13 protein-coding genes and 2 tRNA genes are annotated in these 16,407 nt (G+C 67.3%); 2 read left to right on the top strand and 13 right to left on the bottom strand.

Features of this window, described 5'->3' with window-relative positions:
* The 8 genes from pgaB to AC5P7R_RS19215 form a co-directional block, all read right to left on the bottom strand.
* Positions 1-1,887, bottom strand: coding sequence for a poly-beta-1,6-N-acetyl-D-glucosamine N-deacetylase PgaB (gene pgaB, locus AC5P7R_RS19250; RefSeq protein WP_227853540.1), 1,887 nt, complete (start codon positions 1,885-1,887; stop codon positions 1-3).
* Position 1,888: 1 nt separating this feature from the next.
* Positions 1,889-3,916, bottom strand: a complete 2,028-nt coding sequence (gene pgaA / locus AC5P7R_RS19245) for a poly-beta-1,6 N-acetyl-D-glucosamine export porin PgaA (protein ID WP_227853541.1) — start codon at positions 3,914-3,916, stop codon at positions 1,889-1,891.
* A 345-nt stretch (positions 3,917-4,261) separates the two neighbouring features.
* Complete coding sequence (locus AC5P7R_RS19240) at positions 4,262-5,467, bottom strand: CynX/NimT family MFS transporter (protein ID WP_227853542.1); 1,206 nt, start codon at positions 5,465-5,467, stop codon at positions 4,262-4,264.
* Positions 5,468-5,688: 221 nt separating this feature from the next.
* Positions 5,689-5,765 (bottom strand) — tRNA-Pro (locus AC5P7R_RS19235).
* Between the two features lie 140 nt (positions 5,766-5,905).
* Positions 5,906-5,982 (bottom strand) — tRNA-Pro (locus AC5P7R_RS19230).
* Between the two features lie 55 nt (positions 5,983-6,037).
* Positions 6,038-6,154 carry a cytochrome bd-I oxidase subunit CydX gene (cydX, locus tag AC5P7R_RS19225; protein ID WP_021204639.1) on the bottom strand — a complete coding sequence of 39 codons (117 nt, stop codon included), beginning with the start codon at positions 6,152-6,154 and terminating at the stop codon, positions 6,038-6,040.
* A 58-nt stretch (positions 6,155-6,212) separates the two neighbouring features.
* On the bottom strand, positions 6,213-7,364 hold the full coding sequence (gene cydB, locus AC5P7R_RS19220; protein WP_058982786.1) for a cytochrome d ubiquinol oxidase subunit II: 1,152 nt from the start codon (positions 7,362-7,364) through the stop codon (positions 6,213-6,215).
* 15 nt (positions 7,365-7,379) lie between these two features.
* Positions 7,380-8,969, bottom strand: a complete 1,590-nt coding sequence (locus tag AC5P7R_RS19215) for a cytochrome ubiquinol oxidase subunit I (protein ID WP_021204641.1) — start codon at positions 8,967-8,969, stop codon at positions 7,380-7,382.
* Between the two features lie 228 nt (positions 8,970-9,197).
* On the opposite strand from AC5P7R_RS19215, the gene cydD reads away from it, so the two are divergent.
* Together cydD and cydC are read left to right on the top strand one after the other, a co-directional pair.
* Positions 9,198-10,943 (top strand): thiol reductant ABC exporter subunit CydD, encoded by a 1,746-nt coding sequence (gene cydD, locus AC5P7R_RS19210; protein ID WP_227853543.1) that lies wholly within the window; start codon positions 9,198-9,200, stop codon positions 10,941-10,943.
* Positions 10,940-12,613, top strand: a complete 1,674-nt coding sequence (gene cydC, locus AC5P7R_RS19205; RefSeq protein ID WP_134729921.1) for a thiol reductant ABC exporter subunit CydC — start codon at positions 10,940-10,942, stop codon at positions 12,611-12,613. Before cydD ends, cydC begins: the two co-directional genes overlap by 4 nt.
* 100 nt (positions 12,614-12,713) lie before the next feature.
* Here cydC and AC5P7R_RS19200 read toward each other — a convergent pair whose 3' ends face one another.
* From AC5P7R_RS19200 to AC5P7R_RS19180, 5 genes are all read right to left on the bottom strand, one after another.
* Positions 12,714-13,058, bottom strand: coding sequence for a DUF1294 domain-containing protein (locus tag AC5P7R_RS19200; RefSeq protein WP_227853544.1), 345 nt, complete (start codon positions 13,056-13,058; stop codon positions 12,714-12,716).
* Positions 13,059-14,171 carry a homoserine O-acetyltransferase MetX gene (gene metX / locus AC5P7R_RS19195; protein WP_227853545.1) on the bottom strand — a complete coding sequence of 371 codons (1,113 nt, stop codon included), beginning with the start codon at positions 14,169-14,171 and terminating at the stop codon, positions 13,059-13,061.
* Between the two features lie 180 nt (positions 14,172-14,351).
* Positions 14,352-15,341, bottom strand: a complete 990-nt coding sequence (locus AC5P7R_RS19190) for a tetratricopeptide repeat protein (RefSeq protein ID WP_227853546.1) — start codon at positions 15,339-15,341, stop codon at positions 14,352-14,354.
* Positions 15,335-15,784, bottom strand: a complete 450-nt coding sequence (locus tag AC5P7R_RS19185) for a cytochrome c-type biogenesis protein (RefSeq protein WP_180832186.1) — start codon at positions 15,782-15,784, stop codon at positions 15,335-15,337. The genes AC5P7R_RS19190 and AC5P7R_RS19185 overlap by 7 nt, the downstream gene beginning before the upstream one ends.
* 4 nt (positions 15,785-15,788) lie before the next feature.
* Positions 15,789-16,406, bottom strand: coding sequence for a DsbE family thiol:disulfide interchange protein (locus tag AC5P7R_RS19180; protein WP_180832187.1), 618 nt, complete (start codon positions 16,404-16,406; stop codon positions 15,789-15,791).
* Position 16,407 lies beyond the last annotated feature (1 nt).

Raw genomic sequence — 16,407 nt, 5'->3', positions numbered from 1 at the left:
TCACTTCTCCGGGTACGGGAAGTTGCCGGCGGACATCGCCGCGCGGGCATCATGGGTGGAAGGCTGGCCGGCGATGAAGTCATCCGGGTACCAGGCGAAGTGGTGCACGCCCTGCGCCTGCAGCTGGCGGATCTGCGCGCGCAGCCGCTCGGCGGGAATCGGTTGCCCGCTGCGCCAATCGACGGTCTGCAGTTCGAACAGGGTGTGCTGCAACTGGGGATCGTGCGCGCGCACCGCGGCCAGCAGCTGGTCGAGCCAGCGTTCCGGATGCCTGCTGCCTTCCATCCACGGCATCGCCATCAGTGCGGTCTGGTCGTAGGCCTTGTTGAACAGGTCCAGGCGCTGCGCGAACCAGGCCTCGCTCTGCGGACGCAGCACCGGCTCCGCGTACAGGTTGCGCACCATGGCCAGCTTCGGCCGCCAACGCTGCGCACTGTCGCGCAGGGCCAGGGTGAAGTCGATCAGCGCCTGTGTGCGTGCGCTGCCGTCCGTACCGGCCGACAAGGTGGGCAGCTCGGTGTCGCGCAGGTAGCCATCATCATGGAAGAGCAGGCCTTCGAAATACGAATTGACGGCCAGATCCTCGTAGATGTCGAGCATGATCTGGCGTGCCTTCGGATTGGTGAAGTCCAGCCGGTACATGCCGTCGGCATCACCGTTGTGGATCGCCAGTGCCTTGCGCTGCACGGGGTCGGGCAGCTCGAAGCCGAGCACCGGCAGCCATGCGTAAACCTTCACCCCCGCGCGCGACTTCAGCTGCCAGGCGACCCGGCTGAACAGGTCCGCGCGCATCGGCATGTGCCGGTTGGGGAAGTACAGTGCATCGGCGGTGTTGTTGCCGTCCGGATCGGCGAACGCCTGCAGGTAGACGTGGGTGGGCGAGATGCGCTTGACCCGCTCGATCAGCGCATCGAGGTTGCGCCCCTGCTGCGCCGGGTCCGGGTCGTACACATCATCCAGGTCGACCTGCAACGCGCGGATGCCGTCGAGCGCAACGTCGCGCCGCAGCTCGTAGGCGAGGCCCTCCACGGTCGGGTTGTCGCTGACCAGGAAGCGCGCCAGCCCATGCAGGTCGCTGGCCACTGGCGTGCTGCGGCCTTCCAGATCGAAGGACACCGGCATGCCCAGCTGTTCGGCGATGTCGTTGCTCAACTGGTTGTAGGCCGCGTACGGCCAGACAATGGCGCGCGGGCGCACACCCAGATGCTGCTGGATGCGCTGCACGCTGCGGCCGAGATCGGCGCGCAGGCGCTGCTCGTACTGCGCCTCGCTCTCGTAGCTGCGCGTGGCCGGCCGGTAGATGCGGGTGACCACCGCTGGCGTCGAATTGCCCTGCGGATTGGCAAGCACTCCGTGGTGCAGGTCGTCGGTATGGCTGGCCACTTCGATCAGGCCGCTGTCGTGCATCTGCTTCAGCTGCGCCCAGGTAACGAAGTCATCGTGGCCGAACGGCCGGTAGCCATAGTCGATCGTGCGCCCGGGTGCCATGTCCACGTAATCGGTGATCACTGCCACCAGCGCCGGGTAGCGGTACGCCTGCAGCAGCGGGAACGCCTTGTCGTAGACGCTGCGCAGGCCATCATCGAAGGTCAGCAGTACGGGTTTCGGTGGCAGCGTGGCGCGTCCCTGGGAGGCGTCGATCACCTGCGACAGCGAGACCGGGTGATAACCATGCGCGCCGAGCCAGTCCAGGTGTGCGGCGAAGTTCTGCGTGCTCACCGCATAGGTATCGGCATCGCCCTTGGCCGCGACCCGGTCGCGGATGTCGTGGTAGCTGAGGATCAGCAGGCCGTTGTCAGTGGCATCGAGATGCAGGGCCTGCTGCGCGAACGCCGGCGGCGTGGCGGCCAGCAGCAGGAGCACGATCAGTCGCAGGATGCGGGCCATGTCACTCTCCCCAGCGCAGTGCGGCTTCGAAGCCGATATGACGCTCGCGGTGGCCGTCGTAGACCGGCCGCGACCAGCGCACGCCGTACTCGAACACGCGGCCCTGGCCCAGCTGCCATTCGTGCATGTAGGACACCGAAGGGACCAGAGCGCTGCCGAAGCCGTCCTGCCAGTAGTCACCCAGCGAGACCGTCAGGCGGTGCCGGAAGTGGCGCTCGTAGTGCCGCCACAGCTGCTGGTCGATGCGCAGCCCGATCTCGACCATGCGGTCGCGCTTCGGGTTGAAGTAGGGCGCGTCGTCGCGGCTGCCCCGGCTGGTGTAGGCACTGGCCAGGCCGTCGATCAACCAGCGCGGGCGGGTCAGCAGGCGCTGTTCGATGCTGGTGCTGAACAGCTCGCGGTGGTTGCCGTCGTCGTAGCGGAAGCGGCTGGCGCCGAACATCCAGTGGGTCAGCTCGCTGCGCCGGTAGTCGACCTGCGCGCTCACGCTGTCAGCGGTGATGCCCGCCACGCGCGCCTGCATCGAGGCTTCCGGGTCATTGCGTGCGGCCACCAGCCCGGCATGCCAGTAATCGTTGAACTGCCAACCCACGCCGATGCGCAGGCCGGTATCGCCAATGTGGTCGTTGGCGCGCAGTACCGCCGCTTCCGCATCCAGCTGGCCGAAGCGGTAGCGTACGCCCGCGCCCAGCCACAGCGGGTCGATGCGCTGGTCCTGGAAGTCGACCGAGCGCCTGTCGGCCAAGGCGAACAACCGCCAGCGGTCGTCGAGTACCGGTGTCTGCACTTCGACCCCGTAGTGACGGTCGTTGTTGCCCAGCGGCGAGGTGCCGCCACCGCCGGAGCTGCGACCAATGTCGGTCCATGCCTTCAGCTGCCAACCGCGATGCGCCCGCCAGGCCTGGTCCATGCGTTCGACGGCGGGTTGGGTCGGGTAGCGTGCGACAAGATCGTCGTGCAGTGGCCTTGCCAGGTCATCGCGCTGCAGGGCGACGTAGGCCTCCTCCATGCCCAGCCGCGGCTCGATGTCGCGAGGGTCCAGCGCATGTGCCATCTGCTGGCGCTGCAGTGCCATGCGTGGCCATCCGCGCATCATGTACACGCTGCCCAGCGCGCTCTGCAGTCCACCGTTGCCCGGTGCGATCTCCACCATTGATTCCAGGTCGCGCTGCGCGGTGGGCAGGTCACCGCTGTAGGCGCGTACCATCGCCAGGTTGAGGTCAGCTTCGTAGCGCGACCAGTTCGCGTATGGGGATTTGCCATTGCTCCAGCGCCACGCTGGTTCCTTGTCGCGCCATGCCTGCAGCAGGTCGATCGCCTTTTCCTGCTGCTCGCTTTCCAGGTAGGCGTAGGCCAGTTCCGAATGCGAAGCGTCGCGCGCCGGATCGCCAGCGACGGCCGCCTGCAGCACCGGGATGGCTTCTTCCGGGTGCAGGGTGCTCATCAGCGAATCGCCGACCGCAGGCAGCACATAGTCGGGCAGGGCATGGCCTTCGGCCTGCAGTGCGCGGGCTTCCTCGCGCACCTGCGCATGGCGGCCCAGCCGGTTGAGCAGGATCAGCCGGTCCATGCGGACGCGAAGCGGCGCCTGCGCGGGCGGGGTGCCTTCGCTGCCCAGGTAGCGCTGCATGCGCGCCAGGGTCGATTCGGCTTCTTCCAGGCGGCTGACTTCGCTGCTGCTGTAGGCCAGGCTCCAGACCACCCGCTTGGCCAGGTAGTCGCCTTCGATGCGTTGCTTCTGTGCAGCGTCGAACAGCTGCGGGCGCTGTTGGTACAGCTCCCAGGCGCGCCAGGCGTTGCCGATGTCGCCCAGGGTCAGTACGCGCAGCTTGAACAGCAGGTCGTCGTTGGGTTGCTCTTGGCTGGCGCGCTCGATCGCGCCGAGGGCATCCAGCCAGCGGGCCTGGTCGCGGTAGCGGCCGATCTCGGCCAAGGCCGCCTCGCGGTCAGGCGGGGCGGCGCCGCTGGCCCAGGCCAGGGCGGTGCAGGCAAGGCCGACGCAGAGCGCCAGCCGGCGGTGGACGACCATTGGGGACCCCCTTGGCTTCCTGACCAGACAACCGGTGAAAATGTGACGCATATCACATGCCAGTTTTTGGCGTGGCCGTGGCCCGCGTCACTCCCTTCGTGCATTCCCGTCCAGCAAGGACGGATACAAACCCGGACAGCGACCTGCAATGTCTTGCCTGAAACGAGAATCCCCCGCACACCGAATGGTGGCCTGGGCGGCGCTGCCGCCCCCATGCCCGATGCCGGCACGCGGCAAGGATGGGCATTCGTGGGCACTATCCGCCCGGAATTGTCAGCCCGGCGTCAAAATGCGCGGACGGGCTGACGAGCGGTAGGTGGGGCCGGTTGCGAGGCCCTGCGCGGCTTACCAGAGGTCTTCCAGCTTGCGCGGCTTGCAGGCCACCCAGGAGGCGCACAGCATCAGGGTGGCGCAGCCGAACAGGAAGCTGAACGGGAGCGTCCAGCCGTTGCTGACCGTATGCAGCCAGCCGACCAGGAACGGCCCCAGGCAGCTGAAGCTGTAACCCACGCCCTGCATGAAGCCGGACAGTGCCGCCGAGCCGGTGGGGGTGCGCGTGCGCAGGTTGATCAGGGTCAGCGCCAGCGGGAAGGTGGATGGACCGACGCCGAGCAGGCACGCCCACAGCAGGGGGGCCTTCATCGGTGCCAGCAGCAGGCCGGTGAAGGCGATCACGAACGAGAAGAAGCCGATCAGCACCAGCGGAAACGGGTTCTGCATGCGAACTGCCATGGATGGAATGACCAGCGACGGCAGCAGCCCGAGCGCCGAGAACACCGCCACCATCACGCCACCAAAGGCCGGTGTGCCGCCGGCCTCGACCACGATGCGTGGCAGCCAGGTGAACATCGAATAGGTCATCAGCGAAGTCATGCCGAACATCAGCGTCATGCTCCAGCCCAGTGAGGTGCGCCAGACTTTCCCATGCGGCTGTGCGGTCGGGTCGATGGCATCTGCCTGCGGCTTCGGTGCGCGCCTGGCCAGAACCAGCCACGGCAATGCTGCGCCCAGTGCCAGCAGTGCCCACATGCCCAGCGACACGCGCCAGCCAGCGGCGTTGGCCACCGGTACCGCCAGCAATGCGGGCAGCATGGTGCCCAGCTGCAGCACGCTGATGTAGAGCGTGCTCATGGTGCCGACCTTGTTGGCGAAGTAGCGCTTCACCAGCGGCGGCACCACCACGTTGCCGATGCCCATGCCGGCCAGTGCCAGCACCGAACCGAGCAGCAGCGTGCCGACGTTGCCGGCGCTGGAGCGCAGCAGCAGGCCAGCCATCGCCATCACCATCGCCAGCAGCGTGGTGCGCTCCAGGCCCAGGCGCCGCGCCAGCGTCGGCGTGGCCACGCCGAACACCGCGAACGAGGCGGTCGGCAGCATGCCCAGCACGCCGGTCATGGTGGTGCCGAAGCCGAACTGCTGGCCGAGTACGTCCAGCAGCGGGGTGATCGAGGTGACCGCAGTGCGCAGGTTGACCGCTGCCAGCAGGATCGCGGCAAACGCGAGGACACGACCGTGCAGCAGCGACGGCGAATCGGAAGTGGAGGAACTCATCGGTGGTCCTTGCAGGTGTCGCACGCCGGGGCAATGGCATGCAGCGCCGGCATCGGTCTACGCCGAAGCGGCAGGTGGGGGAGGGGCTGCTGGCGGGCCGGCAGCGCGGCCATTGTACGTGCGCTGCCTGGCAAGGTCCCGTCATGCGGGAGGCCTGGCGCCTGGTACAAAAAAACCCGGAGGACAGTGATGTCTTCCAGGCTTCTTGGTGACCACCGAAGTGGTCGGGGAGACAGGATTCGAACCTGCGACCTCTACGTCCCGAACGTAGCGCTCTACCAGACTGAGCTACACCCCGAAGGGAGCCGCCTATTCTAGCGATTCATCCCGATGGCGGCAAGGGGTGAACGCTGTTTTCTTCACACCGCAAAAGCGGTGCCACTTCAGGGAACAAAAAAGCCTGGGCGACATCACCAGGCTTCAATGCGACCACCGAAGTGGTCGGGGAGACAGGATTCGAACCTGCGACCTCTACGTCCCGAACGTAGCGCTCTACCAGACTGAGCTACACCCCGAAGGAGCCGCCTAAGATACCGTGTGAAGGCCAAGGCGGCAAGGTCTTTTTACATCTCAGCGACGATTTTCGTTCTCGATGCGGTTCTGCTCGCGGGCTTCGAACCACATGCCGTTGAGGATGGCCACCGTCGAGGCGAGGCCGGCACCGAGAATCCAGGCGAAATACCACATGATCAGTCTCCTTCATTCCGGGTAGGTGCCGACCGTTGGTCGGCACACGTGCAAGCAATCAATACGCGTTGGGGTTGTTGCCCATCTCTTCGGAGGTGGTCTTGCCCTTCAGCACGCGGTACACCCAGGTGGTGTAGGCGAGGATGATCGGCAGGAACACCGCCGTGGCCAGCAGCATGATCCACAGGGTCAGGTGGCTGGACGAGGCATCCCACACGGTCAGGCTGGAGGTGGGCTGGCTCGAGGACGGCAGCAGGAACGGGAAGATGGCGAAGCCGACGGTCAGGATGATGCCGGCGATGGCCGCACCGGAGGCGATGAAGGCCAGGCCACCACGACGGGCCCGCAGCAGCACCGCACTGGCCAGCAGGCCGGCCAGGCCGAGCAGGGGGGCCAGGATCGTGGCCGGCATCGCGCTGTAGTTGCGCATCCAGCCACCGGCGGCGCCGAGTTCGGCGGTCTTCAGCAGCGGATTGGTGGCGCCATCGGTAACCACCTGCGAGGTGATCTGGTAACCCGGCAGGCCGAAGGCCACCCAGGCGCCGCCCACTGCGAACAGCACGAAGGCGATGATCGCCGCGATGCTGCCGAATCGGGCGGCACGCTCGGCCACCGCGCCGTCGGTCTTGATCACCAGCATGGCGGCACCGTGGGCGACCAGCATCGACACGCTCAGCAGGCCGGCCAGCAGCGCGAAGGGCATCAGCAGGCCGAAGAACGAGCCGGTGTAGAAGATGCGCATGCTGTCATCGAAATGGAACGGCACGCCCAGCAGCACGTTGCCCACTGCCACGCCCATGATCAGCGCCGGGATGAAGCCACCGATGAACAGCGCCCAGTCCCAGGTGTTGCGCCAGCGTTCGCTGGGCATCTTGCTGCGGAACTTGAAGCCGACCGGGCGCAGGATCAGGGCGAACAGGATCACGAACATCGCCAGGTAGAAGCCAGAGAAGCTGACCGCGTACAGCGGCGGCCAGGCGGCGAAGATGGCGCCGCCACCCAGGATCAGCCACACCTGGTTGCCTTCCCAGACCGGGCCGATGGTGTTGATCACCCGGCGGCGTTCGGCGTCAGTGCGGGCGACGAAGGGCAGCAGGGTGCCCACGCCCAGGTCGAAACCATCCATCACGGCAAAACCGATCAGCAGGATGCCAAGCAGCAGCCACCAGATCACGCGCAGCGTGGTGTAGTCCAGAAGAATGAAATCCATCTTGGTTCTCCTGCCTCAGGCCTGGCCGGCGACCGGCGCCGAGGCATTGTGGGAAGCATGCGGCTGGGGCGACTGCAGCGATGGCAGCAGCTCGTCCGGACCCTTGCGGATCGCCTTGAGCATCAGCTTGATCTCGACCACGATCAGCGCGGTGTAGATGGCAGTGAAGCCGGCCAGGGTGAGCACGATTTCATGCAGGGCCAGCCCCGATGCCGCATAGAAGGTTGGCAGCACGCCATCGACCGCCCACGGCTGGCGACCATACTCGGCCACGAACCAGCCGCACTCGATCGCGATCCACGGTGCCGGCAGCGTCCACACGGCCAGCTTGAGGAACCAGCGCTTGTCCTGGAAGTTGTTGCGGCAGGAGTAGTAGAAGGCCAGTGCGAAGAAGGCGATCAGGTAGAAGCCGAGGCCGGCCATCACGCGGAAGGTCCAGAACAGCGGCATCACGCGCGGCACGGTGTCCATCGCCGCCTGCGAGATCTCCTGCGGGGTGGCGTTGAGGATGTCATCGCGATAGCGCTTGAGCAGCAGGCCGTGGCCCAGGTCCTGCCAGTGGCGGTCGAACATCTCGCGTGCTTCGACGTCGTTCTTGTTCGCACGCAGGCGTTCCAGCGCGCCGTAGGCCAGCTGGCCGCCACGCACGCGGTGTTCGGCGCGCTCGACCAGTTCCAGGATGCCCGGAATCGGCTGGTTCAACGAACGGGTGGCGATCAGGCCCATCAGGTAGGGGATCTTCACCGCGTAGTCGTTCTGGTGGGTGTCCTGGTTCGGGATGCCGAAGGCGGTGAAGTCGGCCGGCGCACGCTCGGTCTCCCACATCGCTTCGATCGCGGCCAGCTTCATCTTCTGGTGTTCGCTGGCGGCGTAGCCACTCTCGTCACCCAGCACCACCACCGACAGCGAGGACAGCAGGCCGAACGCCGCGGCCACCGCGAACGAACGTCGGGCCAGGTCCTTGTGCTTGTTGCGCAGCAGGAACAGGGCACTGATCGCCATCACGAACACCGCACCGGTCACGTAGCCGGCGCTGACGGTGTGCACGAACTTGGCCTGCGCCACCGGGTTGAACACCACCGCCATGAAGTCGACCACTTCCATGCGCATGGTTTCCGTGTTGAACACCGCACCGGTCGGGTTCTGCATCCAGCCATTGGCGACCAGGATCCAGATCGCCGACAGGTTGGTGCCCAACGCCATCAGCCAGGTCACCATCAGGTGCTTGACCTTGCTCAGGCGATTCCAGCCGAAGAAGAACAGGCCGACGAAGGTGGCTTCCAGGAAGAAGGCCATCAGGCCTTCGATCGCCAGCGGCGCACCGAAGATGTCACCCACGTAGTGGCTGTAGTAGGACCAGTTCATGCCGAACTGGAACTCCATGACAATGCCAGTGGCGACGCCCATGGCGAAGTTGATGCCGAACAGGACGCCCCAGAACAGGGTCATCCTGCGCCAGATCTCCTTGCCGGTCATCACGTACACGCTCTCCATGATGGCCACCATGAAGGACAGGCCGAGGGTGAGCGGTACGAATAGGAAGTGGTACATCGCGGTCAGCGCGAATTGCAGCCGCGACAGTTCTACGACTGTCTGATCAATCATGGCCTGGCTACCTCGTTGGATAGTGCCGTTGCAGGTGGCGGGAAGGGTGGTCTACGACGTGAATGATGTGACCGACTACTTCAAACAGCCTTGATCCAGATCAATGTATGAACAGGTGCCCCGGTTGATCGTATGCCAACCTGATGAAGACTGCGACCGCCGGCCGCAGGGGCGGGCTATTGCCTGCGCCTACAATGCCGTGTCTCCCCCGTTGCCCGTGAAGACCTCTTGAGCGCTGCCGAAACGACCCCTGACGGCCTGTCCCCGGAAGCTGAAACCGCCCGCCAGCGGCGTGTGCGCACGGCCTGGCTGGCCGACCTCGCACGCTCCGCCCGGGGCCGCCAGCGCTTGGCCGCGCTGTGCATCAGCCTGTCCGGCGCGCTGTTGATCGGCCAGGCTGCCGCCATCGCCTGGCTGGTGCAGCAGGTGCTGGTGGAGCGCGTGCCGCTGGCCTCGGGACTGCCAGCGCTGGGTGGGCTGGCGGTGATCCTGGTGCTGCGCACGCTGCTGGGCAGCGCCACCCAGGCGGCTGCCGGTGACGTGGCCGACGCCGCACGCCTGGCATTGCGCGAACGCGTGTTCGCACGCCTGCTGGGCCACGGCCCACTGTGGCTGCGGCAGCGCCGCACCGGCGAACTGGGCGAACTGATGCTGCATCACGGTGATGCGATCGAGAGCTATTACAGCGGCTTCCTGCCGGTGCGCACTGAAGTGGTGGTGGTGCCGCTGCTGATCCTGGCCGCTGTCGCCTGGGTCGACTGGGTGGTGGCGCTGATCCTGCTGTTCACTGCGCCGCTGGTGCCATTTTTCATGATGCTGGTGGGCTGGGGCGCCGAAGCGGCCGGCCGCGCGCAGCTGGGTGAGCTGGCACGCATGAGCGGCCATTTCGCCGACCGCATCAAGGGCCTGGGCCTGCTACGCCTGTATGGCCGCGGCGACGCTGAGCTGGAGGGGATCGAGGCGGCTGCCGAAGGCGTGCGCGTGCGCACCCTGAAGGTTCTGCGCATCGCTTTCCTCTCGTCCACGGTGCTGGAATTCTTCGCCTCGGTGAGCGTGGCGATGGTGGCGCTGTACCTGGGCCTGAGCTATCTTGGCATGATGTCGCTGCATGCAGCGGTGCCGACGCTGGGTGCGGGGCTGTTCTGCCTGCTGCTGGCACCGGAATTCTATGCGCCGCTGCGACGGCTGGCCGCGCATTACCATGATCGCGCCAATGCACTGGCCGCCGCCGCCGAAGTGGAGCGCCTGCTGCAGTCGCTGCCCGATGAGCAGGGCCTGATCGAGAACGAGGTTGCACCTCTGGCGGTGGAGCCGGCCGAGGCCGCCTTGCCGCCGCTGCAGGCACAAGGGCTGGTGCTGCGCCCGCTGGGCGCGCCGCAGGATGTGCTGCAGGATCTGGACCTGCGGCTGGAGCCGGGCCAGCGCCTGGCCCTGGTTGGTCCCAGCGGCTCCGGTAAAAGCACCCTGCTGGAAGCGCTGGCCGGCTGGCTGCCGCCGCGCGCCGGCAAGCTGCAGCTGCGTCCCGGTGTGCAGGTGGCCTATGCCAGCCAGCGCCCCTACCTGTTCCACGGCAGCATTGCCGACAACCTGCGCCTGGCCGATCCGGGTGCCAGCGATGCGCGTCTTCGTGCGGTGGCCGAGGCCGCGCAGGTGCTGCAGTTCGCACAGCGCCTGCCACTGGGCCTGGACACGGTGATCGGCGAACGTGGCTTCGGCCTGTCCGGCGGCGAAGCCCGTCGTATCGGCCTGGCCCGGTTGTTGCTGCGCGATCCGCAGGTGCTGCTGCTGGACGAACCCACCGCGTTCCTCGATGCCGATACCGAAGCGGCGCTTTTGCGCAGCCTGGCCGCCTATGCACGTGGCCGCAGCGTGGTGGTCGCCACCCACAGCCCGGCGGTGATCGCCTGGGCCGACCGTTGCCTGCTGTTGCCGGAAGGCCGCCTGGTCGAGCCGGCACAGGCGGTGCGCGCATGAGCCGTTCGCCTGATTCGCTGCGCGCGGTGTTCCTGCGCCATCGGCCGCGCCTGCTGCTCACCGTGCTGCTGCTGTGGACCACCATGCTGGCCGGCACCGCTCTGCTGGGTCTGTCCGGTGGCTTCCTCACCGCCGCCGCGTTGGCTGGCGCGGCCGGCCTCGGCCAAGGCTTCAACTTCTTTTCACCGTCCGCTGGCATACGCGGGCTGACGATGGCGCGCATCGTGTCGCGCTATTTCGAGAAGCTGGTCGGCCACGACGCCACGCTGCGCATCGCCCGCGACCTGCGCGTGTGGTTCTTCCGCCGCGCGTTGCCGCTGGCACCCGCACGGTTGGGGGCTACGCGCACCGGCGACCTTCTGGCGCGCCTGCTCGGCGATATCGGTGAAGTGGACGGCCTGCTGGTGCGTGCGATCGGGCCGCTGGTGGCGTTGGGCGGATTGTCGCTGGTCGCGATCGTTTCGGCGGCACTGATCCTGCCGTCGGCTGCGGTGCTGATGGCGGTGCTGGCGCTGCTGATCGCCTTCGGCGTGCCGTGGCTGGGCGTGCGTGGCCATGACGACGAGGAGGCCGACCGTGCCGCGCATCGTGCCGCATTGCGTACCGCTGCATTCGAAGGGCTGGAAGGTGCGGGTGACCTGGCCGCGCTGCACGCCGATGCGGCCTGGCAGCTCAAGGTACGCGTAGCTGCCAAGCAGCTGGCCTCGCGTGATCGCCGCCGCCGCTGGCGCCTGATCGCGGCGTCGACGCTGCACGGTCTGGTCGCCGGGCTGGGGCTGGTGGCGATGCTGGCATTGGCCCTGCATGCGGCCGAACAGCAGCGCATCGCGCCGGAGATGGCCGCGGGCCTGGTGTTCCTGACCGTGGCGTTGATCGAGCTATGGGCCGGCATGGGCCTGGCCTGGCAGTCGCTGCAGTCCGGGCGCATTGCCGCCGATCGGTTGCAGGCCATCGTCGAGCAACCGCCGACGGTGGACGATCCGCAGGCGCCGCAGCCGGTACCGCAGGCCGCGCGCGTACAGTGGGATGACGTGCATTTCCAGTGGCCCGGTGCGGCGCGGCCGGTGCTGTCCGGCCTGCATCTGACCCTGGCGCCGGGCGAGCGCATCGCGATTCGCGGCGACAGCGGCAGCGGCAAGACCACGCTGTCCAGCCTGCTGCTGCGGCTGTGGGATCCGCAGCAGGGACGGCTGACCTACGGTGGCCGCGATCTGCGTGATTTCGCCCAGGCTGACTGGCACCGGCAACTGGCGTGGCTGCCGCAGAACGCGCCGGTGTTTGCCGGCAGCGTGGCCGAGAACCTGCGCCTTGGTGATCCCGATGCCAGCGACGCCGCGTTGTGGGCGGTGCTGCGTCGCGTGCGTCTGGGCGAATGGGCCGAGCGCAACGGCGGTCTGCAGGCCTGGGTGGGCGAGAACGGCGCGACGATGTCAGCCGGCCAGGCGCGGCGGTTGGCACTGGCGCGTGCGCTGCTGCGCAATGCGCCGATCCTGCTGCTGGACGAACCGACCGAAGGCCTCGACGTGGATACCGCACGCGCGTTGTTGCAGGACCTTTCCGGGTTGCTGGACGGGCGCAGCCTGCTGATGATCACCCACGATGATCTGCCTCAAGGCGTGGTCGATACGCAGTACAGATTGCGCGACGGGGTGTTGGTCCGCGAACTTTGACCGATGCACATCCGCGCGTGGCGTGGATCTACTGTAGAGCCGAGCCCATGCTCGGCTGCCTCTGTACGGAGCCGAGCATGGGCTCGGCTCTACAGGTTGGTTACCGCGAGAACTCGCGCAGCATCACCGCGATCGAGGCCACGTTGGCCAGCACGCACAACCAGAACACCCACTGGAATGCGGCCTTGCGGTGCTTGTGGCGGAACAGCGCCTGGCCCAGCAGCGCGCCCGGCCAGCCACCGGCAAAGGCCAGCAGCTGCAGGGTGCGTTCGGGAATGCGCCACTGCTTTCGCTGCGCCGCGCGCTTGTCCTGGCCGTAGAACGCGAACGACACCGCACTGGCCAGCAGGTACCAGCCGCCCAGCCACAGCGGCAGCACGCCGCTGATCATCAGCGCGATCAACGCGCCGAACGCGGCCAGTGCGAGGTTACGCCGCCACGCCACTTACAATGCGTCGAGGAAGCCGCGCACGGCCGGGCCGAAACGTTCGAAATCGACGAGGAAAGCGTCATGGCCCTGCGGCGATTCCAGGCCGATGAAGTGCGCATCGGCGCCGCCGGCGCGCAGGCCATCGGCAACCTGTTGCTGCTGCTGCACGGGGAACAGGATATCGGTGTTCGCGCCGATCGCCAGCGCCTTCTCCACACGGATCTTCGCGAGCCCGGCCAGCACGTCGCCGTCGGCATACTCGGCCAGGTCGAACCAGTCCATCGAGCGGCTCAGGTACAGGTAGCAGTTCGGATCGAAGAAACGCACGAAGCGCCGTGCGTGCCCTTCCAGATAGCTTTCCACCTGGAATTCCAGGCCGAACGGATCGTCGTCGGTCTGGTCCGAATCCAGCCGCACGCGGCCGAAGCGGCCATCCCACTCCAGCGCCGAGCGGTAGGTGATCACGCCCAGCTTGCGCGCCATGCGCATGCCGGACTCGGGATACGCGTCGTCGTCGTAGTGGCCGCCATTCCAGCGCGGGTCAAGGCGGATTGCCTCGCGCTGCAGCGAGCGGATCGCGATGGAGAACGGCAGCGCCTGCGCGCTGCCGGAAATGTTGACGTGGCTGCGCGCAATGCCCGGGTGCAGCATCAGCACGGCCAACGCGGTCATGCCGCCCATCGAGTTGCCGACCACGCAGGCCAGCTGCTCGATGCCCAGCGCACGCACGACTTCGATCGCGGCGCGCGCGCCGTCTTCGATCGACAGCTCGGGGAAGTCGAGACGATACGGCTGGCCGGTGGCCGGGTTGAGCGAGGCAGGACCGGTCGAGCCCTTGCAGCTGCCCAGCGAATTCACGCACACCACGAACCAGCGGTTGGTATCGATGGGTTTGTCGGGGCCAACCATCGCTTCCCACCAGCCCGGTGCCGGGTTGGCCTCGTTGGCCGCTGCATGCGCGTCTGGGGACAGGCCGGTCACGATCAGGATCGCATTGCTGGCGTCAGTCGCCAGCGTTCCCCAGGTCTCGTAGGCCACGCGCGCGCCGTACAGGGCGCCACCGCGCTTGAACGGGAAGGGCGAAGGCAGGGCGTGGAAGCGGGTGCCGGGCGGGATGAATTCGGTCATGCAGCCATTCTAGCGGGGCCGCATGTGCAGCTGGCGACACGCTGGATTCCAGCAGCGAGTGGACGCGGACCGGACCGTCGTATCCACGCATGGCGTGGATCTGCTGTAGAGCCGAGCCGATGCTCGGCTGGCGGGCGCCGGCAAGCCAATCGCAGCCGAGCGTGGGCTCGGCTCTACAAGTCAGGGAAACCGCAGTTCCACCACGCCTTCATGCGGCAGGCTTACCTTCACCGGAACGCTCTGCAGGTCGTCCTCGCTGCGGTTGGCGCTGCCGGTGCGTGAGATGCGTGCCAGCACTTCCACTTCGCGATGGGCCGACAGCGGTGCGGTTGGCATCGGACTGTCACCGTCGCCCAGCCCGACCGTGTCCGGGAATCCGCTCAGCGGCAGCTTGCGTGCGGCCACCGGCATCGGCGGTCCACCCACGGCGCGGGCCAGCACGAATACCTGGGTGCTGGCCGGCCACTCGGTGCGCTTCAACGCAGGCAGCTGCACACGCACCTGCAACAGCGCCGGTGCAGCGACTGCCGTCGCGTCCGGTGCCTGGCCTGCGGCCTCGCGGGCAATCGCGATCTGCGCCTGCAGCGCCTGCGCGGCACCCGGTTCCAGTCGCGGCAGCAGGCCGCTCCACACATCCGCGGCCTCGGCATTCTTTCCGCGTTGGCGCAGGGCGATGCCCAGCAGCCAGCTGGCGCGCTCGGCGTCAGGGGCCTGTGTACGTGCCTGCTGCAACCAGGCCATCGCGGTGTCATCGAACTGCTTGCCGGCATCAGCCTGCGCGCGCGCCTGCGCGGCTTCCACCAGCACGCCAGGATCATCCGGTGCCAATTCGGCGGCCTTCGCGAAGGCGTCTGCCGCAGCTGAGGCATTGCCCAGTTCTGCCTGCGAACGCCCGAGCAATGCCCAGCCATCGGCACGCTGAGGGTCGCGCTTCAGTGCATCCTGCAGGGCCTGCACGCCATCGCGCAGGGTGGCTACCGACGGCGTCGGCTGCAGCTGTGCTGCACGCGGATCACCGACCAGCAGGTACAGGCAGGCACCGGCCACGCCCAGTGCGAACACGCCGACCACGAAACCGCGACGACCGTGGTGGCGCAACGGCCACAGCACCAGTGCTGCCATCAGCGCAGCAACCAGGCCGGCCAGCACCGGCAGCCAATGGTTCACCATTCGTCTCCTTCATCGGCCTTGCCGGCCGGCGCCGCGCCGACGGTGCGTCCACGTCGGCGGACGATGCCCAGCACCACCAGTGCACCGGCGCCGAGCACCAGCAGGGGGCCACCCCACAGCAGCCAGGTGCCCGGCTGCAACGGTGGTTGATAGAGCACGAACTCACCGTAGCGGGCGACTAGGAACTGCTTGATCTGTGCGTCGTCGTGGCCCTGCTGCATCAACTGCAGCACCTCCCGGCGCAGGTCCTGGGCGATCTGCGCGTTGGAGTCGGCCAGCGACTGGTTCTGGCACTGCACGCAGCGCAGCTGCGCGGCCAGGTCATGGAAGCGGCGTTCCTCGGCACCATCGCGGAACTGCAGCGGCTGCGGATCGTGCAGCGGCTGCTGGGCCAGCGCGGCCAGCGGCAGCATCAGGAGCAGCAGCGCCAGCAGCCAGCGCATCGGCTCAGGGCGCCGTATGCAGGGTGTTGCCGGCACTGCCCTGGGCCTTCTCGATCTTCTCCAGTGCCGGGATCAGCTTCTCGTCGACCACGCGCTGGGTCATCGCTCCGCTGTACTTCCAGCGTACGATGCCACTGCCATCAACCAGGAAGGTTTCTGGCGCAGCGGTCACGCCCCAGTCGATCGCGGTGCGGCCCTCAACATCGCTGAGCACCACCATGAACGGGTTGCCCAGCTGCTCCAGCCAGTGCAGCGCGTCCTTCGGATCATCCTTCCAGTTGTAGCCGATCACGCGCACGCGCTTGCTTTCCGCGAAGCGGGTCAGCACCGGGTGTTCCTCGCGGCAGGCCGCGCACCAGCTGCCCCATACGTTCAGCAGGTAGGGCGCACCGCGCAGGTCGTCGCTGTGCACGATCATCTCCGGATCGTGCAGCACCGGGAGCGCGAACGCGGGTGCCGGCTTGTCGATCAGCGCAGACGGCAGCACGTCGCGCTGCGGGTCACCCGATTTCATCACCCCGTAGATCATCAGCCCGAGCAGGCCGAAGAAGAACAGCACGCCGATCACGATGGCTACCGGCGGCAGCGGGCGGGAGGGGCGCGGGGCAGGGGACTCGGACATG

It is taken from the genome of Stenotrophomonas sp. YJH_SMC_27 (assembly GCF_059369815.1).
Note: the sequence above shows the minus strand (reverse complement) of the source record. Positions and strands in the feature narration are given on the sequence as shown.